13 protein-coding genes are annotated in these 24,514 nt (G+C 64.7%); all 13 read left to right on the top strand.

Annotation, left to right across the window (positions count from 1 at the left end; translation table 11 throughout):
* The first annotated feature begins 54 nt into the window (after window positions 1–54).
* Window positions 55–12,543, top strand: a complete 12,489-nt coding sequence (locus BB029_RS15210) for a filamentous hemagglutinin family protein (protein ID WP_065939823.1) — start codon at window positions 55–57, stop codon at window positions 12,541–12,543.
* Window positions 12,544–12,981: 438 nt separating this feature from the next.
* Window positions 12,982–13,575, top strand: a complete 594-nt coding sequence (locus BB029_RS34280; RefSeq protein WP_065939822.1) for a transposase — start codon at window positions 12,982–12,984, stop codon at window positions 13,573–13,575.
* A 59-nt stretch (window positions 13,576–13,634) separates the two neighbouring features.
* Complete coding sequence (locus BB029_RS15200) at window positions 13,635–15,224, top strand: ShlB/FhaC/HecB family hemolysin secretion/activation protein (protein ID WP_065939821.1); 1,590 nt, start codon at window positions 13,635–13,637, stop codon at window positions 15,222–15,224.
* Window positions 15,225–15,248: 24 nt separating this feature from the next.
* Complete coding sequence (locus BB029_RS15195) at window positions 15,249–17,048, top strand: DUF2341 domain-containing protein (RefSeq protein ID WP_065939820.1); 1,800 nt, start codon at window positions 15,249–15,251, stop codon at window positions 17,046–17,048.
* A gap of 11 nt (window positions 17,049–17,059) precedes the next feature.
* Complete coding sequence (locus BB029_RS15190) at window positions 17,060–17,485, top strand: biopolymer transporter ExbD (protein WP_010211136.1); 426 nt, start codon at window positions 17,060–17,062, stop codon at window positions 17,483–17,485.
* Window positions 17,486–17,488: 3 nt separating this feature from the next.
* Entirely contained in the window at window positions 17,489–18,193 is a 705-nt protein-coding gene (locus BB029_RS15185; RefSeq protein WP_065939819.1) for an energy transducer TonB, read from the top strand.
* A 47-nt stretch (window positions 18,194–18,240) separates the two neighbouring features.
* On the top strand, window positions 18,241–19,941 hold the full coding sequence (locus BB029_RS15180; RefSeq protein ID WP_065939818.1) for a putative porin: 1,701 nt from the start codon (window positions 18,241–18,243) through the stop codon (window positions 19,939–19,941).
* Window positions 19,942–19,959: 18 nt separating this feature from the next.
* Window positions 19,960–20,586: a hypothetical protein gene (locus BB029_RS15175; protein WP_027607530.1), complete on the top strand. Its 627-nt coding sequence runs from the start codon at window positions 19,960–19,962 to the stop codon at window positions 20,584–20,586.
* Window positions 20,587–20,606: 20 nt separating this feature from the next.
* Window positions 20,607–21,068, top strand: a complete 462-nt coding sequence (locus tag BB029_RS15170) for a YbjN domain-containing protein (protein WP_065924373.1) — start codon at window positions 20,607–20,609, stop codon at window positions 21,066–21,068.
* The gene (locus BB029_RS15165; protein WP_065939817.1) at window positions 21,065–22,006 is read left to right on the top strand and encodes a peptidylprolyl isomerase; all 942 of its coding nucleotides are present in this window, start codon (window positions 21,065–21,067) and stop codon (window positions 22,004–22,006) included. The genes BB029_RS15170 and BB029_RS15165 overlap by 4 nt, the downstream gene beginning before the upstream one ends.
* A 51-nt stretch (window positions 22,007–22,057) precedes the next feature.
* Window positions 22,058–23,038, top strand: coding sequence for a LysR family transcriptional regulator (locus BB029_RS15160; protein ID WP_065939816.1), 981 nt, complete (start codon window positions 22,058–22,060; stop codon window positions 23,036–23,038).
* Between the two features lie 118 nt (window positions 23,039–23,156).
* On the top strand, window positions 23,157–23,711 hold the full coding sequence (locus BB029_RS15155) for a histidine phosphatase family protein (protein WP_065939815.1): 555 nt from the start codon (window positions 23,157–23,159) through the stop codon (window positions 23,709–23,711).
* Between the two features lie 45 nt (window positions 23,712–23,756).
* Window positions 23,757–24,512, top strand: a complete 756-nt coding sequence (cobF, locus tag BB029_RS15150; RefSeq protein ID WP_065939814.1) for a precorrin-6A synthase (deacetylating) — start codon at window positions 23,757–23,759, stop codon at window positions 24,510–24,512.
* The last annotated feature ends 2 nt before the right edge of the window (window positions 24,513–24,514 follow it).

The following is a 24,514-nucleotide window of genomic DNA, read 5'->3' as shown; positions in this document are numbered from 1 at the left end:
TCATACGTGAGCGTGTCTTGCTCCCTGCGTGATAACAAAGAAGGAAGATCCCCGATGGTCCGCTGCAAATCACCGGTTAACCTGAAAGCCCAAGAGACGATCCTGCGCCTCAAGCCACTGGCCCAGGCCATCGCCCTGTTGATGGTGGCGGGCAATGCCCATGCGGCTACGGCGTTCAGTTCCAGTTGGTTTGCCGACAAGGGCGCGACCCAGGCGGCGACGGCGGCGCGGCTCAGTGCCGGGCAGGTGCCGGGGGTTCCGACGCTGAACCAGCAGGCACGGGTCAACCAGCAGTTGGCGCGCTCCATCAGCACGCTGAACACCAGTGTCGCGGCGATTGCCGCGCAACAGGCCGCGCAAGCGGCGGGGCGCCAGGCTGCGTTCGGCCAGGTGTCGACGATTCCCGATGGCTTGGGCAAGGGCGGCTTGCAGGTGGACAACAGCCTGACCCAGGGCTGGACCAACGCCAAGGCGCCGACCCAGACCCAGGCCGGCGGCAAGACCACGGTGAGCATCGAGCAGACCGCCGACAAGGCGATCCTCAACTGGGAGACGTTTAACGTCGGGCGCAACACCACGGTGGACTTCCAGCAGCAATCCAACTGGGCCGTGCTCAACCGCGTCAACGACCCCGATGCCCGGCCCAGCGAGATCCAGGGCCAGATCAACGGCGCCGGCACGGTGATGATCATGAACCGCAACGGCGTGGTGTTCAGCGGCACCAGCCAGGTCAATGTGCGCAACCTGGTGGCAGCGGCGGCGAACATCACCGATGAGCAGTTCACCCAGCGTGGCCTCTACGTCGATACCACCGGTACGCAACCGACCTTCACCGACGCGGCAGGCAAGGTCGAGGTGCAACGTGGCGCGCTGATCCAGACCCACAACGCCGCCACGTCCACCAATGCCGGCGGCTATGCCTTGCTGCTCGGCACCGAGGTTGAAAACGCCGGTACGCTCATCACTGCCAAAGGCCAGACGACCCTGGCGGCCGGCGACAGCTTCTATATCCGCAAAGGCGTCGGCACCGCCGGCAACGAGCGCTCCACCACCCGTGGCAATGAAGTCGCGACGGCCCTCAACGCCGACAGCACTGCGGGCAAGGTCACCAACAGCGGCCTGATCATGGCCTCCACCGGCGACATCACCCTGACCGGCCACCAGGTCCAGCAAAACGGTGTGGCCCTGACCAGTACCTCGGTGGATACGCGCGGCACCATCCACTTGCTCAACGCGGCCAGTGACACCACCGGCAGCGTCACCCTGGGCGAGGGCAGCACCACCGCGATCCTGCTGGACGCCAGCGGCAGCAGCGCCCTCAATTCCCAGAAAAACAATGGCCTGACTTCGTTCGATGGCAAGCCCGCCAACCTGATCACCGAGCAATTCAACCACTTGAGCGCCGTGGCCGATCGTACCGACCAGTCGCGTATCGAGATCGTCAGCGGCGGCACCGTGGACTTCCAGAAAGGCTCGATCACCCTGGCGACCGGTGGCCAGGTCGCGGTCAGCGCGGGCGGGCGCAGCCTGGTGCGCGATGGGGCGATGATCGACGTGTCCGGCGCGGTGGGCGTCAAGGTGTCGATGGAAGCCAACAACATCAAGATCAACGTACAGGGCAACGAGCAACGCGACGCACCGGTCAACCGTGAAGACGGGAAGCTGATCAACAACGATGTGTGGGTCGACCTGCGCGAACTGGTGTTTGTGCCGGCCGGTACCAACGGCTATGCCACGGACCGCTGGTACACCGCCGGCGGCTTGCTGGAGGTTGGCGGTTACCTCGGCACCCAGGGCCACTCGGTGGGCGAGTGGATGGCCCAGGGCGGTACCGTGACCTTTACCGGCCAGGACGTGGTGACTCAAAAGGGTGCGCAGATCAACCTGTCGGGCGGCACCGTGGATGTGCAGGCCGGGTATATCCAGCAGACCTGGCTCAAGGGCCCGGACGGGCGTTTGTATGAGCTGTCCAACGCGCCCGGCGACATTCTCTATTCCGGGCTCTATAAGGGCTATGAAGACACCAGCAAGCGCTGGGGCCAGACCGATTTCTACTACAACCCGATGATCGCCAAGCAGCGCCGTTACGAGAACGGTTATACCGTGGGCCGCGATGCCGGCAAGCTGGTGGTCGGTACCACCAGTGCGGTGCTGGAAGGCCAGGTGGTCAGCGATGTGTTCCAGGGCGATCGCCAGACCCAGGCACCGAACATCAACCTTGACGGTTACCAGCAGTCGCAGAAGGCCATGGCCCAGCGCGCGCAGTTGATCATTGGCGGCTACACGCCGGTCTACAACAAGACCACCGGCACCCTGCGCTATGCGCTGACCGGCAGCACCGAGCAGGTGCTGATCGACAGCAATACACAGAAAATCGCCGATGGCCTGGACCTCACGACGGCGCTGCCAGCGGAACGCCAAGGGCAGATCGTGCTCGACAGTGACCAGCTCAACGGTTTCCAGTTGGGCGCAATCAAGGTCGCCGCCAACCAGCAGGTCAGCGTCAACGGTGCACTCAACGTGGCGGACGGTGGTGCTATCACCCTGCTCGGGCCTGGCGTCACCATCAATGCCAACCTGACGGCCCACGGTGGCAGCCTCCAGGCCGGGAACATCCTCAGCCAGGTCGATCCGACCAAGGACGGCGCTGTCGAGGACACGATCCTGCCGGGCGACGGCAGTGTGACGGTCGCCGCCGGGGTCAAGCTGGATGCCAGCGGGCGCTGGAATAACCTGCTGCTGGACGCGGCCAACAGCACCGGCGTGGCCTATGTGAACGGTGGCAATGTGTCGCTGCGCAGCACGGGCAACGTGCACCTGATGGCCGGCAGCGTGGTGGACGCCTCTTCCGGCGGCACCCTCGGCGTGGATGGCCGGCTCACCGGCGGCAAGGGCGGCAACGTGACCCTGGGCGCGCTCGGCGCCCTGGGACTGGACGGCGAGGTGCGCGGCTATGGCGTCACCGGCGGCGGCACCCTGGCGTTGCAGGCGCGCAAGGTGCAGATCGGCGACAGCCCCCTTGCGGCGGATGCCGACACCCTGAAACTGGCCGCTGACTTCTTCAATAAAGGTTTTTCGGCCTACGACATCACCGGCAACGAGGGCTTGATCGTCACCGACGGTACCCAAGTCGATGTCACGGTCCCGGTGTATCGGTTGGGCGCACAGGCGTCGTCGATCGCCACCGGCAGCGATCCGGTCAGTGCGTTGGAGCGCTGGACGCCCATGCTCTATCAGGAAGATCCGACCAGGAGCCTGCTGACCCAGCGCCGTGGCGCCGGCTTGAGCCTGAACGCGGGCTACGTCGACTCCACCGCCGAACAACTGGCAACCACTGCCCTGACGGTGGGCCAGGGCGCGGTCATCAATGTCGACCCCGGCCAGGCCATCAGCCTGCGCAGCGTTGGCCAATTGAACATGGACGGCACGCTGAACGCCTGGGGTGGCAGCGTGACCCTGGGGGGCATCAAGGCTGGGTCTGCCGAGGATGTGAATGCGGCTGGCCATGGTCGCTCCATCTGGGTCGGAGAGCATGCGCTGATCGATGTCGCAGCGCGTGCTGCCACGGCGGTTGACAACCTTGGCCGCGCGTATGGCCTGGTCCGCGACGGCGGTACCATCACTATCGGCGGCACGCTCGATCTGCAGACCGGGGTGGCCACGGCCAGTGACGTGTTTGTGGTGGTGCGTGAAGGTGCGCGCCTGGATGCCTCCGGCACCGAGGCCCTGCTGAATGTTCCAGGGCAGGGCATGGTGCGCCAGGCCAGCAATGGCGGCAGTATCAGCCTGGCGTCCAATAACGGCCTGTACCTGGACGGCAGCTTTGTCGCCAGGGCGGGGGGCGCCGGTGCTGCGGGCGGCAGTCTCGCGGTCGCATTGGACAGCCCGCTCTACACACTTAATACCGTGGTTGATCAGGTGCTCAAAGGCCGTGAATTGCTGATCAGCCAGACGCACCAGCGCCACGACCTGGCGGGTACGCCGCAGGAGGCTGCCGGCAGCCTGGAGTACGGCCATGGGCGTCTGGGAGTGGACCAGGTCAGCGCGGGCGGTTTTGACAACCTGGCCTTGATGAGCAACGGGCTCATCAGTGCCGATGGCGATGTTTCGCTGACGCTGGGCCAGAGTCTGCGGCTGTTCGGTACGGCCTTCGGCCTCAGTGAAAATGCCGCTGACAACACCCGGGTCAACCTGGCTGCACCGTATCTATTGCTGGCTGGCGTCAACACGCCAGGCCGGGACGGGTATGTGCGTCCAGCGATTGTGCTGCCTGTCCCGTCCCAGCGTGAAACCGCCGCTCAGTTCAACGCCCGCGCTAACCTGATCGATGTGCGCGGCAGCGTGTTGTTTGGCGTCAAGGGTAGCCTGCGCCAGGCGGATGGCAGCCTGCTGGATATGGAACGGCGTGGCTTTGACCAGGTCAACCTGACCAGCGAGGGTGACCTGCGGTTTCTGGCAGGGGCCAATGAGAACGGAGTCGCCCTGGGTATCAGCACCCAATTGCTGACCCAGGGCGACATGACCTTGCGCGCGGCGCAGTTGTACCCCGGCACACAGGTCGGCGCGCGGGTGATCGCGGGCTACCTGGGTGAGGCAGGTATCAACGATATCCTGTTCGACCCGTTGCGTACGTTGACCATTGGCCGTACCGGCACGGCCGACGCCGCCATTCCCTATTCGGCGTTCGGCCGCCTGCAACTGGGCGCCGCCACGGTTCGCCAGGGCGGTGTGGTGCGGGCGCCGCTGGGGCTGATCGATATCGGCAGCATGGGCAGTAACCTGGTGCAACTGTTGCCGGGCAGTATCACCTCGGTCAGTGGCAAGGGGCTGGTGCTGCCTTATGGCGGCACGCTGGATGGCCAGGAGTACCGCTACAACGGTCAAAAGGTCACGTTTATCGGCCAGGGCGGGGTGGCCAACCTGAACAGCGACTTGAGCGTCGGCGTCATTCTGGGCGGTACCACCGTCGCCGTGCAGCCGGATGCCACGCTGGACCTCTCCGGCGGTGGCGAACTGCTGGGCGCCGGCTTCATTTCCGGGCGCGGCGGTTCCACCGATGCGCGCTACAACCCGCTGGTGCAGTTCGGCGCCAACGGCGGGTTTGTGCTGCCGGGGCTGTCCACTAACCCGATCTATGCGATTGTGCCCGGGGTACAGCCAGGCGCGGCGCCGGTGGCGGCGGAGGGCGGTGCCGTGGCGCCGTTGATCGGCCAGCAGATCACCATCGGCGCTGGTGTGCCGGGGTTACCGGCGGGCACCTACACCCTGATGCCGTCGACCTATGCCCTGATGCCGGGGGCCTTTCGCGTCGAAATCAATGGGCTGGCCGGGCTTGGCGGCGATGGTGCGACCACGCTGATGCGCAATGGCTCGTGGGCCACCTCGGGGCAGCTGTCGATTGCCCACACGGGGATCAGCAACAGCGTCGCCAGCCAATTGATCCTGACCTCGGCCGATACCCTGCGCCGTTATTCCCAATACAACGAAACCAGCTACGCCCAGTTTGCCAGAGCCGATGCAGCCCGGATCGGCGTGCCCCGGCCGATGCTGGAAGCCGATGCCAAAACCTTGAAACTGTCGCTGCGCCCTGGTGCGGGTGCGGATGCCTTCTCGTTCGAGGGCATCGGCCGTTTCGATGCCGCCCCAGGCGGCTACGGCGGTACGGTGGCAGTGCTGGACCCAACCCGGCAGGGTATCGAAGTGATCGGCGCGGGCAAGTCCGCCACTACAGACTTCGCCGGCATCACGCTCAAGGCCGACACCCTCAATGCCTTGGGTGCATCGCGGCTGGTGGTGGGCGGCATGACGGTGGTGGAGTACGGCCAGTCCGGGAACTTTATCAACCTGGCATCCGGCGCGAATGGTGCCAACAGCACGGTGACGCTGCGCGAAGGGGCAACACTGGCGGCCCCTGAAGTCTTTCTGGTGAGCGACACCGGCGCAATCGTGGTGGAGCAGGGCGCCTCGATCAACACCCTGGGCCGCGGCAAGGCCAGTTACGACGCACGTGACGGGTTTATCTATCGGGTTGCCAACATGCTGGCGGTGTCCAACGGGCTGCTCAATGTGGTCAGTGCGCCGTCGCCAGACGGGGTCAGCGGCGGGATTAACATCGGCGCCTGCGACGGCGGCACGTGCAGCGGCCAGACCGGCCTGTACTCCGACGGCAGCATCGTGGCGCTGACCAACAGTACCTTCCAACTGGGCGACCAGGTGCGCTATGGCACGCGTCACCTCAACCTGGGTGTCAGCACCATCAACCTGGGCAGCGCCGAAGCCCTCGCCGCTGCCGGAAACCGCGTGCCGGCCGGCCTGACCCTGACCCAGGCGCTGCTCGACCGCTTGCTGCGCGGTGACACGCAATTCGGCGCGCCTGCCCTGGAAACCCTGCAACTGTCGGCCCGTGACAGTTTCAATTTCTACGGCACCACGTCCCTGGACACTTATGACCCCGTCACCGGCAAATCGCTGCTGAACAACCTGATGCTGTCCACCCCGGCGATGTATGGCGCCGGGGCGGCCAACGATGTGGCGACGATCCACACCGCCAACCTGATCTGGCTGGGCGCCACCAACGCCCCTGGCGCGGTGGTGACGGGCGGCGCGGGCACCGGCAGTGGACGCCTGGACATCAACGCCGAGCGTATCGAATTCGGCTATGGCGAGTTCGGCCAGACGAGCAAGGTGAAGCGTTTCGACCGCCTGGCCTTGGGGTTCGCCAACGTCAACCTCAACGCCAGCGAACGCATCACCGCCAACCACAAGGGCAGCCTGTCGGTGTACCAGCGCCAGGGCGCGTATGACCCGGTCAACGGCTTCCAGTACAGCGGCGGCAACCTGACGATCCGTACACCGTTGATGACCGGTGAGGCCGGCTCGGTGAACACGATCAAAGCCGGCGGTGCGATTGATATCGGCGCGTCGGCCGGCCCCCGTGGCACGGCCAACGGCCAGGGGGCCGAGCTGTCCCTGCAAGGCGACAGCATTCGCGTGGCCGCTGCGGTGGTGTTGCCCAGCGGCAAGGTCAGCCTCAGCGCCCGGGGCGATGTGGTCTTGACCGATGACGCCTTGATCGACGTGGCCGGCCGCGCCATTGCCTTCAACGATGTGACCCAATACGGCTGGGGCGGCGATGTGTTGCTGGACAGCCGCAGCGGTAATATCCGCCAGGCGGCGGGCTCGACCATCGACCTGTCGGCCCAGCACAACCAGGCGGGTAAATTGCGGGCCGTGGCCACGGATGCGGCGGCCGGGACCGTCGACCTGCAAGGCAGGATCCTTGGCAGCAGCAGCGGTTATTACGCGGCTGGCGGCACCTCGATGCCCTACCAGGCCGCTACCGTGGAACTCCAGGCCCAGCACCTGGGCGGCAGCGGTTCCCTGGACCAGCAGTTCGCCGACCTTAACCAGCGCCTCAACCAGGGCGCGGTCTTCGGTGCCCGCAGCTTCCAGCTCAAGCAGGGCGACTTGACCATCGGCAACGGGCTCAAGGCCGGCACCATCAGCGTGTCCATGGATAACGGCAGCCTGCGTGTGAATGGCCTGGTGGACGCCAGCGGTGAGCGGGTCGGCAGCATCAACCTGGCCGGCAAGCACGGCCTGACTCTCGACGGCACGGCGGTGCTAGACGCCCATGGCAGCAAACTGCGGGTGGACAGCTACGGCAAGATCATCGACTCGCCCAACCGCGCCATGGTGGTGCTGGGCTCCGGTGACGGCCAGCTGACCCTCGCCGAGGGGGCACGTATCGACCTGCGTCACGGTACTGCTGCGACCGGCAATGACGGGCGCAGCCGCGGTACGCTGGAGCTCAACGCGCCGCGAGTGGGCGGCAATGACATCGCCATCGACGCCCGTGGGCAGTTGACTATCCAAGGCGCGCGTTCGATTGCGCTCAACGGCATGATCACCTACGACGACGCCCCGGAAAAAACCGACCCTACCGCCAGCGGCAAGCCGTATCAGGAAATCACCCAGGGTTACCTGGATGGCAAGCACGCCTTGAGCGACGCCTTTATCAAGGCGGCGTTGCAGAACAGCAACCTGCTGCAAAACAAACTCGCCGGATTGAACAACGCCACTTACGCCGATGCTTTCCACCTGCGCCCTGGCGTGGAAATCGTCAGCAAGACGGCGGACGGCGACCTGGTCGTGCAGGGCGACGTGGACCTGTCCCGCTACCGTTACGCCAGCCTCAACCCCCATAGCCAGCAGGATAATGCCGTCTACGGCTCGGGTGAATCCGGCAGCCTGACCCTGCGCGCCGGGGGTGACCTGAATATCTATGGCAGCATCAACGACGGCTTCGCACCGCCGTCGGCGTCTGCCGATGACAAGGGCTGGGTGCTGTTGCCGGGTATCGACTACCGTGGCGGCACGGTGGTGGTGCCTGGCAACGGCGTGACCCTGGCCGACGGCACCGCCTTCCCGGCCGGCGCGACCCTTAACTATGACCTGCCGATCAAGGGCCTGACCGTCGCCGCCAATACGCGTTTGCCAGTGGCCGCGACGTTGGGCCAGGACCTGGTATTGCCTGCGGGCGGCGTCGTCGCGGCCGATGTGCGCGATGCCGGCGGCACTCTGTTGTTTGCCGCCGGTACCTTGCTCGGCGAGGCGCAGACCTTGGTGGCGGGTACGCAACTGGGCGCCGGTACGCTGTTGACCGAGGGTACCGTGCTGCAAGGCATGACCTGGCCAAAGGGCGTACCGCTGCCAAGTGTGGACCAGGCAGGCCTGACCACTAACATTGTGCTGCTCGATGGCCTCAAGGCCTTGCCCAAAGGTGCGTTGATCCCTGCCGGCACGGATGTCAAGTTGCCTGCCGGGGTCCAGTCGGTGGCGTTGCGCGCCGGTGCGGCCGGGCAGCTTTGGGCGATCTCGCCGATGCTTGCCGAAGGCACCCAGTCGTGGTCGCTGCGCCTGGTCGCGGGCGCCGATACCGAGGCTGCCGACAGTCGCATCCTGCAAGCGCACCCGCGCAGCGGCGACCTGCATCTGGCGGACACTCACTACGGCATGTTCGCCAAGGCATTACCACCCCGTGGCGTGGAAACCTGGACGGCTGCCGGGGTCACGTACCTGGCGGGCGTCGGGGTGACCGTCAAGGCCGGTGATCCGATCGACCAGCGTGTGCTCGACGGCCTCAATAAGGGCTCAATCGATGATTTCTGCGGTGCATCCCCGCAATTCTGCAAGACCACGGGTGCTTACATATTCACTCCGGCGGCAGTCGCTCGATTCGCGAGGAAGGGCATCATCGTAAAGGCGGGGGACGAGGTCACCGAGGCGCTGGCGTTCAGTTTCAGTCAAATTACCGTGGAGCAACTGTGCGCGAGCCCCACGTATTGCCAGATGAAAAACCCGCAGGAATACGCCGCTGCACCGGCAAGCACGCGCTTGAGCGTGATCCGCACCGGGACCGGCGATCTGGAGTTGCTGAGCGCGGGTAACCTGAGCATGGACTCGTTGTATGGGGTGTACACCGCCGGTACGTCTTCTGCCGGCACCTTCCAGGGCGACCCCTACAATCAGCCCAAGGCGAAGCAGGGGGCCACCGTGCTGGGTGATCCTGGCAGCCTGTTCGAGCAGTTCGTCAACGGCTCGTCCACGAGCTTGTACCGGGCCTGGTATCCAGAGGCCGGGGGCAATCTGACGATTAATACCGGGGGTGACTTGACCGGTGATATCACCAGCATCGCCCAGAGCAACATCGGGCGACCCAACCCCAAGGATCTCGGGTTCGATTCGGCGGCAATCGGCAACTGGCTATGGCGCCAGGGCAGCAGCGATGTGGCGACGGGTGGCCAGGCTCAACCGAGCGCCTGGTGGATCAATTTCGGCAGTTACACCGCAGCGGCTGCAGGCGCGGACAAAATGCTGGGTTTCACCGGCTTCGGCACCCTGGGCGGTGGCGACCTGGCTGTCAATGTCGGCGGCGACGCCGGGGTCTTGAACACCCTGGGTTATGGCTTCGGCAACGATGCCGTAAACCCCCATAGCCAAGGCCTGGTCCTGGCAGTGGGCAGCACGGGCAGGGTCGCCAGCGATGGCAGCCTGCAAGTGACCGGTGGGGGCGATCTGCGGGTGCGCATCGGTGGCAGCATGAACCCTGCCAGTGTTGTCGTTGCCAATGCGGACCATCGTGACGGCATGCTGGTCAATCTTCGTGGTGATGTGCAGTTGCGCAGCGCCAGTGTGGGCAGCGTCGATTTGCTGTACGGGGCAACCTCTACCGAACAGAGCCCGGGCGAGACCCGTGCCTTCGACCCGCTGGTCTCGACCCGTGGCGTGGCGCGCGGTGGGCTGACCCTGGTGCCGGGTGACGCCACGTTCAACGTGCAGACCCTGGGTGACCAGGTGGTGAAAACCGTCGAAGACCCGGGCCGGGTGCCGGTTAGCCATTCTTCGCCTTTTGCACAAGGCACCACCCTCGGCACCGGCAGCAGTTGGTTTACCCTGTGGACCAAGGACACGGCTATTGATCTGTTTTCCTTGGGCGGTAACCTGACCCCCGTCAGCCTGCCCGACACGCCGGCTGACCTGGCTGTGGCCTACCCGTCAATCGTCAGGGCAACGGCGGCCGGCGGCAGTCTGTATTACGGTAAAGCGGCCCGTGCGCAGGAGAACTCTGACCTCAACTACACAGACCCCCTGATGTTGGCTCCCGGGCCGGCCGGCCAGTTGCAGTTCCTCGCCCAGGGCTCGATCTACGCCGGTGGCATGGCCGTGAGCCAGTCCGGGGCGGCGCCGAGTGCGATGGCAACCCCTTGGAACCCTGCGTACCAGGCCCGTATTGGCAATGCTGTAGTGGTCAGCAACCTGCCGCCCACGGGTAGCCTGGTCAGCCTGTCGCTGTTGGCGTTCGGTTCCGGCACGGCAGCCGCGTCATCCGCTGGCAGTGCTGAGCCGGCGCGTTTTTATGCGATAGACGGGGACCTGGTCGGGGTGAGCAGTGGTCGGATAATCACGTTCAGCAGTGACCCTGGATCCCTGCATGAGGGCGAGACCTGGTATGAAGGGAATGGCCCGGTCCGGATGATGGCCGGACGGGATATCGTCAGCAGTGGGCGTAGCTTTGGTGTGGACAGGACGGACGCGCCTTCGAGCAATAATCTGTTCCTGCACAAAAACGCCAACGATATCTCCATCGTGTCGGCCGGTCGCGACATTCTCTACAGCAACTTCGAGGTGGCCGGGCCTGGCCTGCTGGACGTGTCGGCAGGCCGCAATATCCTGATGACGGGACCTGCGGGCGAGTACAGCGTGACCAGCCTCGGTGGGGTATTGCCAGGCGATAGCCGGCCCGGCGCGAGTATCGTGATGCAGGCCGGTGTCGGCGCCAACGGGCCGGATTACCAGCGTTTTGTCGAGCGCTACCTGAACCCTGTCAACCAGGCACAAGCGGGCGAGTCGTTGCAGGGGGCCAAGGTCGCCAAGACGTACGAAAACGAACTGCTTGCCTGGCTCGCCGAGCGCTTCGGTTTTGTCGGCGACAGCGAGCAGGCCCGCGCCTACTACGCGGCGCTGCCCGCCGAGCAGCAACGAATATTTGCCCGCGACGTGTACTTCGCCGAACTCAAGGCCGCCGGCCGCGAGTACAACCAGGACGGCAGCGTGCGCCAGGGCAGTTACCTGCGCGGTCGCGCGGCGATTGCGGCGCTGTTCCCGGACAAGGACGTGGCCGGTAACGCGATCACCTACCAAGGCGACATCACACTGTTCAACGGCTCGGGCGTACACACCAATGCAGGTGGCTCGATCCAGATGCTCACCCCGGGCGGCAGCCAGACCTTCGGCATCGAAGGCGCGGCGCCGCCGTCGACAGCGGGTCTGATCACCCAGGGTTCGGGGGATATCCAGCTGTATTCCCTGGGCAGCATCCTGCTCGGCCAGAGCCGCATCATGACCACCTTCGGCGGCTCGATCCTGGCCTGGACCGCCCAGGGCGACATCAACGCCGGTCGCGGCTCCAAGACTACCGTGGTGTACACCCCGCCCAAGCGCGTCTATGACAACTGGGGCAACGTGAGCCTGTCGCCGTCGGTGCCGAGCACCGGTGCGGGGATCGCCACGCTGAATCCGATCCCGGAAGTGCCGGCGGGGGATATCGACCTGATCGCGCCGATGGGCACCATCGATGCGGGGGAGGCGGGCATTCGGGTATCGGGTAACGTCAACATCGCCGCCCTGCGGGTGGTGAACGCGGCGAACATCCAGACCCAGGGCAAGTCGTCCGGGGTGCCGGTGTCGGCCGCCGTCAACACCGGCGCCATGAGCTCGGCCAGCGCGGCGGGAGCGGCGGCGTCCCAGGCCGCAGAAGACGCGGCGCGCAGTCAGCAGGCGGCGGCCAAACAGGGCCGGCCGTCGATCATGACCGTGGAGGTGCTGAGCCTGGGCGCCGAGCCGTTACCGCGTGAACCGGAACCTCGGAAAACCTCGGGCTACAACCCCGACAGCCCGGTGCAGGTGCTGGGCGCGGGGCCGCTGAGTGAACAGGCGCGGGCGCGGTTGACGGATGAGGAGCGCAAGCAGATCAGTTTGTAGAACTTTAGAAGGACCTCTCGATGTACCGTTCGGGGCGATCAGTGATCGCCCCATTTTTTTGCGCAAGCAGAAGGGTGGCGAGCTTCTTATTAGCCGACCGGTATGGTGGGGGAGACTCGGTTAAAACTGTGGGTGCGACGATTCGACTTGCCCCGTGGCGGCTCGGGAGCCGACGACTCTCTAACGGGTGCCCTTGGGACTGAAATGTGGGAGGGGGCAAGTCGAATCGTCGCACCGCCCCTCCCACATTTCCCACCGAGTACGGCCACACATGCCGACCCGGAAAAATTGCCCCCCTCACAATCCAAAATGAAGCTTTCATGACAAAAGTTCGGTAGCTCATCGCCACTTCCGTCTTGCCTATGTAACGCGCTGGAGGCCGCCACGAGCCGCCTCCCCAGCCGTCAGCGGGACGCCAGGAGTGGGGCAATGGGAACTATGGAACGTTACTCGAAAGTAGGCATGCAGGAGCTCGACCAGCGCCTGTCGAAGATCGTTGAGGCTGCGCGCAAGAAGCCGGTTTCGGTGTACCGCTACGGCGCGCCGTGGGTGTGGATCGTCTCCCAGGACGACTGGCAGGGCGCCTTGAAGGAAGTGTCCAGCTACATCCCGGCGGGGCATTCGCTGGTGTTGTTGCGCCCGCAGATCGACGAGGTGCTCGAGCAGCATCGCGACCTGCTCCAGGTCGCGCCGGGCATGTCGATCGCGCCGCAGACCGTGGTGCAGATCCTGCTGCTGCAACTGCTGTATTCGGTGCCCAGCGAACAGCAGCTGCACGAGCAACTGAACTACAACCTGCTGTTCCGCTGGTTCGTCGGCCTGGAGCTGAACCAGAAGGTGTGGAGCATCCACGCTTTGCAGCGCGACATCGCCAGCCTGTTGAACAACCCGCAGGCCGTGCAGTTGATCCAGACCATCATCGGTGAAGTGTTCTGTGGCGCCTTGCTGCACATGCCGGAGTTCTCCCTGAACTTCGCCTTGCTGCACACCTGGCTGGCGCGGCACAGCCATCTTTCGACCAGCAGCAATTGAGCAGGCCAGACGCCGTGCAATCGGCGACGGCGCAAAATCTTAGACAGTTAGGGGGCGGTGTGGAGCATCTGTTCAAATCAACGCTGGCGTTGTGCTGCCTGACGCTGGGCGTCCTGGCGCAAGCGGTGTGGGCCGAGGAGGGCGGTGAGGCCCCGGCGCGCAAGGTGGACGTCAACGAGTACTTCGTGCGCGGCAATACCGTGCTCGATGCGGCGACGATCGAGGAGGCGGTGTACCCGTTTCTCGGCCCGCAAAAGACCCTGGACGATATCGAAGGCGCGCGCGATGCGTTGCAGAAGATCTACCAGGCGCGTGGCTACCAGTCGGTGTTTGTCGAGCTGCCGGAGCAGAAGGTCGATGACGGCATCGTCTATCTGCAGGTCAGCGAGACCAAGGTGGGCCGCGTGCGTGTGGTCGGCGCCAAGCACTATTCGCCGGTGGAGATCCGCGAGGAAGTGCCGGGGCTCAAGGAAGGTGCGGTACCGGATTTCACCACGGTGCAAACCCAGTTGGCCGGGCTCAACCGCAGTGCCGGTCGGCAGGTCACGCCACTGGTACGCGAAGGCCAGCGCCCCGGCACCATGGACGTGGATCTGCAGGTCGAGGACCAGAACCCCTGGCACGCCAGTATCGGTTTGAACAACGACTACAGCGCCGACACCGAGAAACTACGTTCGGTCGCGACCCTGGGTTATGACAACCTCTGGCAACTGGGCCACAGCATTTCCTTGACCTACTTCACCGCGCCCCAGGACACCGACAACGCCAAGGTCTGGTCGGGCTCCTACAGCGCGCCGCTGGATGATCGCTGGACCTTGCAGTTCTCCGGTTACCAGTCCGACAGCAACATCGCCACCATCGGCGGCAGTAACGTGTTGGGCAAGGGCCACTCCTACGGCGTGTCCGCCATCTACAGCTTGCCGGCGGCGGGCAACTGGGCCAACTCGTTCTCGTTCGGTGTGGACTTCAAGGATTTTGACGAGCAGATGAAGTTCGGCGCCAGCAGCGACCAGGTGCCGCTCAAGTACGCGCCGTTCACCCTGGGCTACAACGGCTATCGCTACACCGAGCAATCCCAGCTGGGGTTGGGCTTGAACCTGGTGGTCGGCACCCGTGCATTTTTTGGCTACGGCAGCGACGCCGAGGAGTTCGATTACAAGCGCTACAAGGCCAGTGCCAGTTTTGCCGTGCTCAAGGGCGACCTGAATTACACCTACACCTTCGCCAACGATTGGCAGTCGGCCTCCAAGGGCGCTTTCCAGCTGGCCTCCGGACCGCTGGTGTCCAACGAGCAGTATTCCGCCGGCGGCGCCACCTCGGTGCGCGGCTACCTGGCGGCCGAGCGCACCGGGGACGAGGGGTATTTGCTCTCCCAGGAACTGCGCACGCCGTCCCTGGCCAAGTTCCTCGGCAGTTATGTGCAGGAGTGGCGCTTCTATGCGTTCGCCGAAGGCGCGCGCATGCGCCTGCACGACCCGCTGCCCGAGCAGGAAGACGAATACAGCCTGGCCAGTGTCGGCCTGGGCACCCGCGCCAGTTTGAGCAAGTGGTTGTCCGGCAGCCTGGATTGGGGTTACCCGCTGCTCGATGGACCGAACACCCAGAAACAGGACTCGCGACTGCACTTCAGTGTGCAGGCGACTTTCTGACTTTTTCTTCCGGAGACTTCACCCATGCAACGCCTATTCCTGAGCCTGTTGATCTGCCTGGGCTTCGCGCTCCCGGCCACTGCCCATGCCTGGTGGCAGGACGATTGGCACTACCGCAAACAGATTTCGGTGGACACCACCGCCCAGGGCGCCGCGATCAGCCAGGCCCTGGGCCGCACCGCACTGTTGGTGCGCCTGCACACCGGCAACTTCACCTTTGACGGGGTCAAGGACGACGGCGCCGACCTGCGCTTTGTGAGTGCCGATGACAAGACCGTGTTCAATCACCAGATCGAAAGCTTCGACCCGTTGATGGGCATGGCGTTGATCTGGGTCGATGTGCCCAAGGTCGAAGGCGGCCAGCGCCAGGACTTCTGGATGTACTACGGCAACCAGAAGGCCCCGGCCACCGCCAATGGCCAGCTGACGTTCGATCCGAATTACACCGCGCTCTATCACTTCGATGGCGCCAACGCGACGCCGCCACGGGACACCACGGCCTACGCCAACACCGCGTTGAACGCCACCGGCGCGAGCATCGACGGCGTGATCGGCCGTGCCTTGCAGTTCGGCGGCCAGCCGCTGCTGTTGCCGGCCAGCCCGTCGCTGCAACACGCCGCCGGCGCTGCCTTCACGTTCAGCGCCTGGCTGCGCCTGGACCAGGCCAGTGGCGAGCAAATCGTGCTGGCCCGGCGTGACGGCGCCCACAGCCTGTTGCTGGGCCTGAACCAGGGCTCGCCGTTTGTGGAGATCGACGGCCAGCGCGCGGTGTCGACCCAACCGCTGAACCCAGGCCAATGGCAGCACCTGGCGTTCACCGCCGAGGGCGACAAGGTCACGCTGTATGTGAATGGCCGTGAAAGCGCCACGCTCGCCGTGGCCATGCCTGGGTTCAACACGCAGCTGGCGGTCGGCGCCGACCTGCCGGAAGCCGGCAGCGCGCACCTGCCGTTCGCCGGGGCCATGGATGAGCTGCGCCTGTCCAAGGTGGCGCGCCCGGCCGCGCTGTTGCTGGCCGATGCGAGCGCCCAGGGCGCCGAGTCGAAACTGGTGGCCTACGGCGTGGATGAAGAACAGTCCGGTTTCGGTTTCGGCAGCCTGGGCTTTTTGCTCAACGCCGTGCCGGTGGACGCCTGGGTGATCATCCTGGTGCTGGTGGCGATGATGTTCCAGTCGTGGATCATCATGCTGCGCAAGAACCGCCAGGTCAGCCGCCTCAGCAGTGCCAACGAAGTGTTCCGCGAGCACTTCGCCCAGATCGGCACGCGCCTGGAGATGTATGCCGACGATGCGCAGTTGGCTGAGCGCCTGAGCCATTCTTCGTTGTGGCGCCTGTACCTGGTGGCGGTCAAGGAGATCCGTACCCGCCGTGCCCAGGGCGCCGACACTTCGTCGGTGTCGGCGGCGACCATCGAAGCGATCCGTTGCTCCATGGACGGCGTGCGCACACGTGAGAACCAGGCCCTGAGTTCCAAATTGTCGACCCTGTCCAACGCCATCGCCGGCGGTCCGTACATCGGCCTGCTCGGTACGGTGCTGGGGATCATGGTGGTGTTCCTCGGCACGGCCATGGCCGGCGACGTGAACATCAACGCCATCGCTCCGGGCATGGCGGCGGCGTTGCTGGCCACGGCCATGGGCCTATTCGTCGCGATCCCCGCGTTGTTTGGCTACAACCGCCTGATCACGCGCAACAAGGAAGTCAGCGCCGACATGCGCGTGTTCGTCGACGAGTTCATCACCCGTCTGGCGGAGATGCACGGCGAGAGCCAGCACAGTGAAACCGCGCACCGCCGCGACCATCACGCATCGGTTCCGGCCTGAGGAGAATCGCCATGGCTTCCGTAAATGCCTCCCACGACGATGACGATGATGCCGCCGTCGACAGCATCAACATCACGCCCCTGGTGGACGTGCTGATGGTGGTGCTGGTGATGTTTATCCTCACCGCCACCGCCCAGGTCTCGGGGATCCAGATCCACCTACCCAAGGCCAGCGCCTCGGTGTCGCTGTCGGAGGCCAAGACCAAGGCCATCTCCGTGAATGACGGCGGCCAGGTGTTCCTCGACGCGTACCCGGTGACCCTCGGCGAACTGGAGGAACGCCTGCGCATCGAGAAAGCGTTGAACCCGGACTTCCCGGTGATCGTGCGCGGCGATGCGATGGTGCAGTACCAGAAGGTCATCGAGGTGCTCGACCTGCTGCGCCGGCTGGAGCTGTCCCAGGTCGGGCTGGTCACCGGCAAACCGAGCCAGGGCTGAGTCATGACCGCACAGATCCCGATCACGCCATTGCCGGTGAAGAACAAACCGCCGTTGCGCCCGTTGAAGTGGGGCGCCGGCCTGTTGCTGGGCGCCGTGGCGGCCTGGTTTCTCTGGCAGTGGGCCAATGACATGAGTGGCGTACGCCGTGAAGCGCCGAAGGTGCCGACGATTATTCCGTTGCCGCCACCGCCGCCGCCACCCCCGGAAAAACCCAAGGAGCCCGAGCCCCAGGTTGAAGAGAAAGTCCCGGAGCCGGTGCCCAGCCCCGAGCCCGAAGAGGTCAAGCCGGCCGAGGAAGCACCGCCTTCACCGAATGAAGACCTGGCCAACCCGATGCAGATCGACGGCGATGCGCAGTCCGGTAACGACGGCTTCAACATCGGCGCCGGCAAGGGCGGCGGCATGGCCGGCAGTGGCGGCGGCGGGCTGGGGACCGGCACGTACAAGCAGTACCTGGCCGGTACCTATCAACGCCTGATGCGTGAAGACCCGGAGCTGCGCAAGAAGGCCTTTGCGATACAGATCGACCTGTGGCTGGGCGCCGACGGCCAGGTGACGAAGGCGCTGGTGGCCAAGTCCAGCGGGGATGCCGACACCGACGCGCAGATGCTGGCGCTGATCCGTGCGCCTCGCGCCACCCAGAAACCTCCGGCGTCGCTGACGCTGCCCATGCGCCTGTCCCTCAAGGGCCGGCGCCCGGATTGATTGCACGAAACCTCTTACCTACGGTTTTTTACAGGAGTTGCGTACACATGATTTCCCCCGTGAATCGACTGACCCTGGCGGTTGGCATGGTCATCGCGACCCTGGTCGGGCAGGCGGCTGCCGCCCCGGTTGCGCCCTCGGAAAACGTCACCATCAACCTGATCCGCCTGCTGGTGCAGCAAGGCGTGCTGACCCAGGACACCGCCAATGGGCTGATCGCCCAGGCCGAAAAGGAAGCCCAGCAGGCCCGCCAGGCCAACGCCGCGCCGGTGGTTGCCAGCGGCCCGGCGACCGCGCCTGGGGATGTGCGCGTGCAGTACGTGCCGCAGGCGGTGCGCGACCAGATCCGCGACCAGGTCAAAGCCGAAGTCATGTCCACCGCCAAGCAGGAAAACTGGGCGCAGCCCAATACGTTCCCCGACTGGATCTCGCGCATCAGCTTTGATGGCGATATTCGTCTGCGCGACGAGTCGCGTTACTTCTCGGGCAATAACAGCAACAGCATCACCGATTTTGCCAAGCTCAATGACACCGGCCCGTACGACGTCAACAAGAACTCCAACACCAAGTTCCCGCCGCTGCTCAACACCCGCGAGGACCGCGAGAACCTGTTCCGCCTGCGTGCACGCCTGGGCATGAAAGCGGTGATTTCGCCGGAATGGACCGCCGGCATTCGCATCGCCACCGGCTCCGACAATAACCCGGTGTCCACCACCCAGACCCTGGGTGGCGGCTTTGGCAAAAAGGACATCTGGCTCGACCAGGGTTACCTGAGCTGGAAAACCACCGACGACATGACGTTGACCGCCGGGCGCATCGGCAACCCGTTCTATTCCACCGACATGATGTATTCCAACGACCTCAACTTCGACGGCGTGGCGGCGATCTTCAACCACAGCCTCAACAGCGAGTGGGGCCTGTTCGGTACCCTCGGCGCCTTCCCGGTGGAGTACACCTCCGACACTGCCAGCACCAATGGTATCGACAAGGAAGACAGCGACACCAAATGGCTGTTTGGCGGGCAGATCGGCGCGGATTGGAAAATCAACCGCAGCAACCGCCTCAAACTCGCCGCGGCTTATTACCAGTTTCAGGACATCGAAGGCGAGCGCTCCAGCCCTTGCTCCACCTGGCAGGGCGCGGCAGGTTGCGACACCGACGGCACACGCGTGGCCTTCATGCAAAAAGGCAACACCGTGTTCAACCTGCGCAACAACACCACCAACCCGGCTGATCCTGTCCGCACGCCCGACCCGCAATACGTAGGCCTGGCGTCCAAGTTCGATGTGCTGGACCTTAACTTGGTGTGGGACAGCGAACTGCCCAGCGACTTCAAGCTGCGCAGCCAGGCCAACTTCATCCACAACCTGGCCTACGACAAGGGCGAGATGCTCAAGCGCAGCGAAGGCGAGATCGTCAACAACATCAACAGCAACGGCCAGTTTGAAAGTGGCGGCAATGCGCTGATGGTCTCGTTCACCCTCGGCAGCGCCTTGGAGATGCGCAAGCGCGGCGACTGGAATCTGTTGGCCGGCTACAAGTACATCCAGCCCGACGCCTTGCCCGACGGCTTCAACGACTCGTCGTTCCACCTGGGCGGCACCAACGCCAAGGGTTATTTCATCGGCGGCAACTACGGTATCGACAAGAACATCTACGCCAGTGCGCGTTGGTTGAGCGCCTCCGAAGTGTATGGCCAGCCGTTCGAAGTCGATGTGATGCAACTGGAACTCAACACGCGCTTTTGATGCGCAGGGAGATGCCACATGAACACACGAATCTGCGCGCTGTTACTGCTGCTGGTGAGCACCGGCGCGTCGGCCGAAGGCATGGAGGAGCGCCTGCGCACGCAATTGCGCAGCACCACCCAGCAATTGCAGGCGCTGCAAAGCGAACAGGCCCAGGCCAGTGCCGCACGGCTGGCCGCCGAAAACCAGGCCAAACAGGCCCAGGCGCAAATCAAGCAACTGACGGCCGAGCTGGAAAAGGCCCGTGGCACCGCCGAGCAACTGGCCGGTCAGCAACAGAGCCTGCACAGCCAGGCGCAAGCCCAGGTGGCGGCGAGCAACGAGCAGATCGGCAAGTTCAAGAAGGCCTATGACGAACTGCTGGTGCTGGCCAAGGGCAAGGAAGCCGAGCGCGCGCGTTTGCAGGCGGCCTTAAGCGAACGTGACACACAAGTGCAGCAATGTTCAGTCAAGAATCAACAGATGTACGGCGTGGCCCAGCAGTTGCTCGCGGCCTACGAAAAAATCGATGTGGCCGAGGTGATGAGCATTCGCCAGCCGTTCGCCAGCAGCGCACGGGTCAAGTTCGAGGAACTGGCCCAGGGTTTTGGCGACGATCTGTACAAGAGCCGTTTTGATGCGCCCCAGGCAGCCGCCAATCACTGATAGACAAGGAAGAGATCACCATGAGTGAATTGATCACCAGCGTCACCGTCCAGAGCCTCACCGACCTGTTGCAGGACGCCGGCTACCGGGTTAACCAGAGCGAACAGAACGGCATCGTGCAGTTGCTCAGCGCCAGCCAGGGCATCGGCTTCGCCGTGCGCTTCGGCAACCCGGCGGCGGAGCAGGGCAGCTATGTGGACTTCACCTACAGCTGCGCGTTGCGGGTGCAGGGCGAGTTGCCCGAAGGCCTGGCCCCGGTATGGAACGCCTCGCGGCGCTTTGCGCGGTTGTCTGTGCAGGGCGAGTTCCTGCTGATGGAAATGGACGTGGTGGTGGCCGGGGTTGGCGTCACGCACCTGCGCAGCCAGTTGGAATTGTGGGATCGCCTGTTGCAGGAATTTATCGTCTACCTGCGTGAGTACAGCCAGCAGGCCGCGCAGTTGCAGGCCGCCGCGGTGGGTGAAGAGGCGGCGGTGCTGTGAAAAAGCCAACCCTGATGCTCGGCGCGGGGGCGCTGGCTGTGCTGGTGGTGGCCGTGGCGTTGAGCATGCGGCCGGGCAGCGACCCGGTGGCGGCGCAGCAACCGGCGCCGGTGATCAATCCCGCGCCGAGCGGGCCAGCGGTGGCGCGCCTGGGCAATCAGCAGATCGACCTGGCGGAGTTGAAAAGCGTGCTGGCCAGCTTGCCGGCCGAATCCCGCGAGCAACTGCGCGGCAACCGTGGCGCCCTGGAAACCTGGATTCGCTCGAGGCTGGCGCAAAAAGCCGTGCTTGAACAGGCCGATGCCCAGGGCTGGCGCCAGCGCCCGGAGGTGGAGCAGCAGACCCGCGCCGCCGCCGAGCAGATCGTGTTTCGCGACTACATGCTGTCGGTCAGCCAGGTACCGGCGGACTACCCCAGCGCCGCCGAACTGCAACAGGCGTACGACAGCGGCAAGGCGCAATGGGTGACGCCGCCGTTGTACCAGGTGAGCCAGATTTTCCTCGCGGTGAATGACCCGCAACACCTCGATGCCGTACGGCGCCAGGCCCAGGAACTGAGCCGCAAGGCCCAGGCCGCGCCGGCTGATTTTGCCGCCCTGGCCACGCAGTTTTCCCAGGACCCCGACAGTGCCGCGCGCGGTGGCGATTCGGGGATGCAGCCGTTGCAGCAACTGGTGCCGGAGGTGCGCGGCGCGGTGGCGCGGCTCAAGGTCGGCGCGGTCTCGGATGTGGTGCAGAGCCCGGCCGGGTTCCATGTGCTCAAGCTCATCGGCCAGCAGCCGGCGCGTACCGCCACCCTGGACGAGCTGCGTGAACGCTTGACCCAGGCCCTGCGCGCCCAGCGCCAGGAACAGATCGCCAAGGCCTACCTGGAAGGCATGCTCAACACCGCGACCTTGAGTATCGACGGCGCCGAGTTGAACAAAGTGCTGGAGTAACACGCCTCAACCCGCATTGGATGCACAGACCAACCAGACAGGGAGTCTCCCATGGCATTTCTTGAACCGTCTGCCCCACAGGGGCCCACTGCTTACCGTGCACCTACCGAGCCACGCAGTGCCTGGCTGGCCCTGGCCAGCGAGATCGACCCGGAGGTGGCCCGCTACTTTCTGGTGAGTGCGCGCTGCGGCTGTTTCATGCAGGCCGCGCGCAGCCTGAATATCAAGGCAACCCTGTTGCGCAAGCGCCTGGCCCAGCTGGAAGAACACCTGCGCCATGCGCTGTTCAGCTACCAGGGCAACGGCCTGGTGCTTAGCCGCGACGGCCAGCAATTGCAAGCCCAACTGATCGCCCTGGCCCATGAACGGCGCCTGCCGGTACTGGAACAGCCGCTGATTCGCCTGGCGGTGGCCGAGCCGATCCTGCACGACATCCTCGGCCGCGACCTGATCGCCTTGCTGCGCCGCAATGCCAGCGTGCGCCTGGAGATCATCTCCCTCGACAGCCACCTGTCCCTGCAAGCGGTGGACGTGGATGTGGTGCTGTGGCTGGCGGACACCGACGGCCCGGTGCCCGGCCCGAGCTTCGTCACCGAACCGCCGCGGGCGCTGGCGCGATTGCGGTACCTGCCGCATATCGCCAAGCGCTATTCACGCCTGACCACGCGCCCGGACAGCGTGGAAGACCTGGCTGACTACATGCTGGTGCAATGGCAGCCGGACGCCCAGGTCGAGGCCCTGCAGCCGTGGAACCAGGTGGTGCAACAACGCCAGGCGGCGGTGGTGCAGGTGCATGCCTATTCGCTGATGCTGGAGATGATCCGCTGCGGCGCCTGCATCGGTTTGCTGCCGCACTACATGAGCAGCTTCGACCGGGGGCTGGTGGCGTTGCCGGGGTTGTTGGCCGAGGACAGCATGCAGCGCCAGGTGTGGCTGGCGGTGAATGCGCAGGTGCGCCATCCCGAGGCGGTGCAGATGATCGTCGAGTTGATCGTCGGCACGTTCGAGGGGCGGCGGGAGTGGTTTGACTAGCGCTGCAGTGCGCGGCCAATGATCGTTCCCTTGCTCCGCGTGGGAACGAAGGCGTTGCGTCATCGGGTTAACTGCGCCAGGCTTGGACGCCTCGATCTCTGCGTATCAGCGACCCGCAATGCAAGCCACCCGCCTGACCTTGATCTGCCATGCCGCAACGTCCCTGCAAAAACAGGGGCGCTTTGCTGATGACGAGTGCGTTGCAATGGACTGGCAAGGCGCGGCGTTATCGCTGGTCAATCGCTATCCAAAACACACACATTTGCTCTGTGCACCTGAGTTACGTGCCCGGCAGACGGCGGGTTTGTATGGCCGTGAGGCGGTCATTGACGACGCGCTGCGTGATGGCGATTTGGGACGGTGGAAAGGCCAACGCCTTAGTCATGTCGACAGCGACGAATTACAGGTCTGGCTGACCAACAGTGCCAGCGCGCCCCATGGCGGCGAGTCGGTCGATCAGGTGTGCAGGCGGGTGGCGCAGTGGATGCAAACCCTGGAGGCCCAACCGGGGCACATCGTGGCCATCACCCATCCCTTTGTCATCCGCGCCGCGTTGCTGCATGTCATGCAGTGCCCGGTGTCGATGTTCTACCGGATCGACGTCGAGCCGCTGTCCGCCACCGAGCTGCGCTTCAACACGGTGTGGCGCCTGCGCCTGGAAACTCACGCCTGAGTGCGTGAACATGGCAAAATCCACGCCCCGCAATGAGAGCAACCCATGAAACGCATCCTGATCATCGGCATTGGCGCCGGCAACCCTGACTACATCACGATGCAGGCCGTGAAGGCGCTGAACCGCACCGACGTGTTTTTCCTGATGGACAAGGGCCAGAGCAAGGACAAGCTGATCGACCTGCGCCGTGAGATCTGCGAGACCTATATCACCGAACCCGGCTACCGCTTTGTCGAGGCCGACTGCCCCGAGCGCGTGCGCGGTGAGATCGACTACACCACCGCCGTGCAGGACCTCAACCGCGACAAGCAGGCCACCTTCGAACGCATGATCAACGAGGAAATGGCCGACGATGAAGTGGGCGCTTTCCTGGCCTGGGGCGACCCGGCGCTGTACGACAGCACCATTCGCATCCTGCAGGCGATCCTGGCCAGTGGCCGCTGCGTCTTTGAATTCGAGGTGATTCCCGGCATTACCAGTGTGCAGGCCCTGGCGGCCCAGCATAAGGTGGCGTTGAACCGTATCGGCAAGTCCATCGAGATCACCACCGGGCGTCGCCTGGCGGCGGGGCAGGCCAGCGAGGCCGATACCCTGGTGGTCATGCTCGACGCTGAAGATTCCTACCGCACGGTGGCCCATCAGGACCTGGAGATTTACTGGGGCGCCTACCTGGGCACGCCGGATGAGATATTGATCAGCGGCAAGGTCAGTGAAGTGGCGGAACAGATCGAACGGGTGCGCAAGGCGGCGCGCCTGGAGAATGGCTGGATCATGGACACTTACTTGTTGCGCAAACCATGAGG

Source organism: Pseudomonas sp. S3E12, from assembly GCF_001702295.1.
Lineage (GTDB): Bacteria > Pseudomonadota > Gammaproteobacteria > Pseudomonadales > Pseudomonadaceae > Aquipseudomonas > Aquipseudomonas marginalis.
Note: the sequence above shows the minus strand (reverse complement) of the source record. Positions and strands in the feature narration are given on the sequence as shown.

Excerpts from the sequence above, each read along its gene's own strand:
- BB029_RS15160 (WP_065939816.1), top strand. The coding sequence starts at position 22,058 with ATGGCATTTCTTGAACCGTCTGCCCCACAGGGGCCCACTGCTTACCGT.
- BB029_RS15195 (WP_065939820.1), top strand. The coding sequence starts at position 15,249 with ATGCAACGCCTATTCCTGAGCCTGTTGATCTGCCTGGGCTTCGCGCTC.
- BB029_RS15155 (WP_065939815.1), top strand. The coding sequence starts at position 23,157 with ATGCAAGCCACCCGCCTGACCTTGATCTGCCATGCCGCAACGTCCCTG.
- BB029_RS15190 (WP_010211136.1), top strand. The coding sequence starts at position 17,060 with ATGGCTTCCGTAAATGCCTCCCACGACGATGACGATGATGCCGCCGTC.
- BB029_RS15210 (WP_065939823.1), top strand. The coding sequence starts at position 55 with ATGGTCCGCTGCAAATCACCGGTTAACCTGAAAGCCCAAGAGACGATC.
- BB029_RS15185 (WP_065939819.1), top strand. The coding sequence starts at position 17,489 with ATGACCGCACAGATCCCGATCACGCCATTGCCGGTGAAGAACAAACCG.
- BB029_RS15180 (WP_065939818.1), top strand. The coding sequence starts at position 18,241 with ATGATTTCCCCCGTGAATCGACTGACCCTGGCGGTTGGCATGGTCATC.
- cobF (WP_065939814.1), top strand. The coding sequence starts at position 23,757 with ATGAAACGCATCCTGATCATCGGCATTGGCGCCGGCAACCCTGACTAC.
- BB029_RS15175 (WP_027607530.1), top strand. The coding sequence starts at position 19,960 with ATGAACACACGAATCTGCGCGCTGTTACTGCTGCTGGTGAGCACCGGC.
- BB029_RS15170 (WP_065924373.1), top strand. The coding sequence starts at position 20,607 with ATGAGTGAATTGATCACCAGCGTCACCGTCCAGAGCCTCACCGACCTG.
- BB029_RS34280 (WP_065939822.1), top strand. The coding sequence starts at position 12,982 with ATGGAACGTTACTCGAAAGTAGGCATGCAGGAGCTCGACCAGCGCCTG.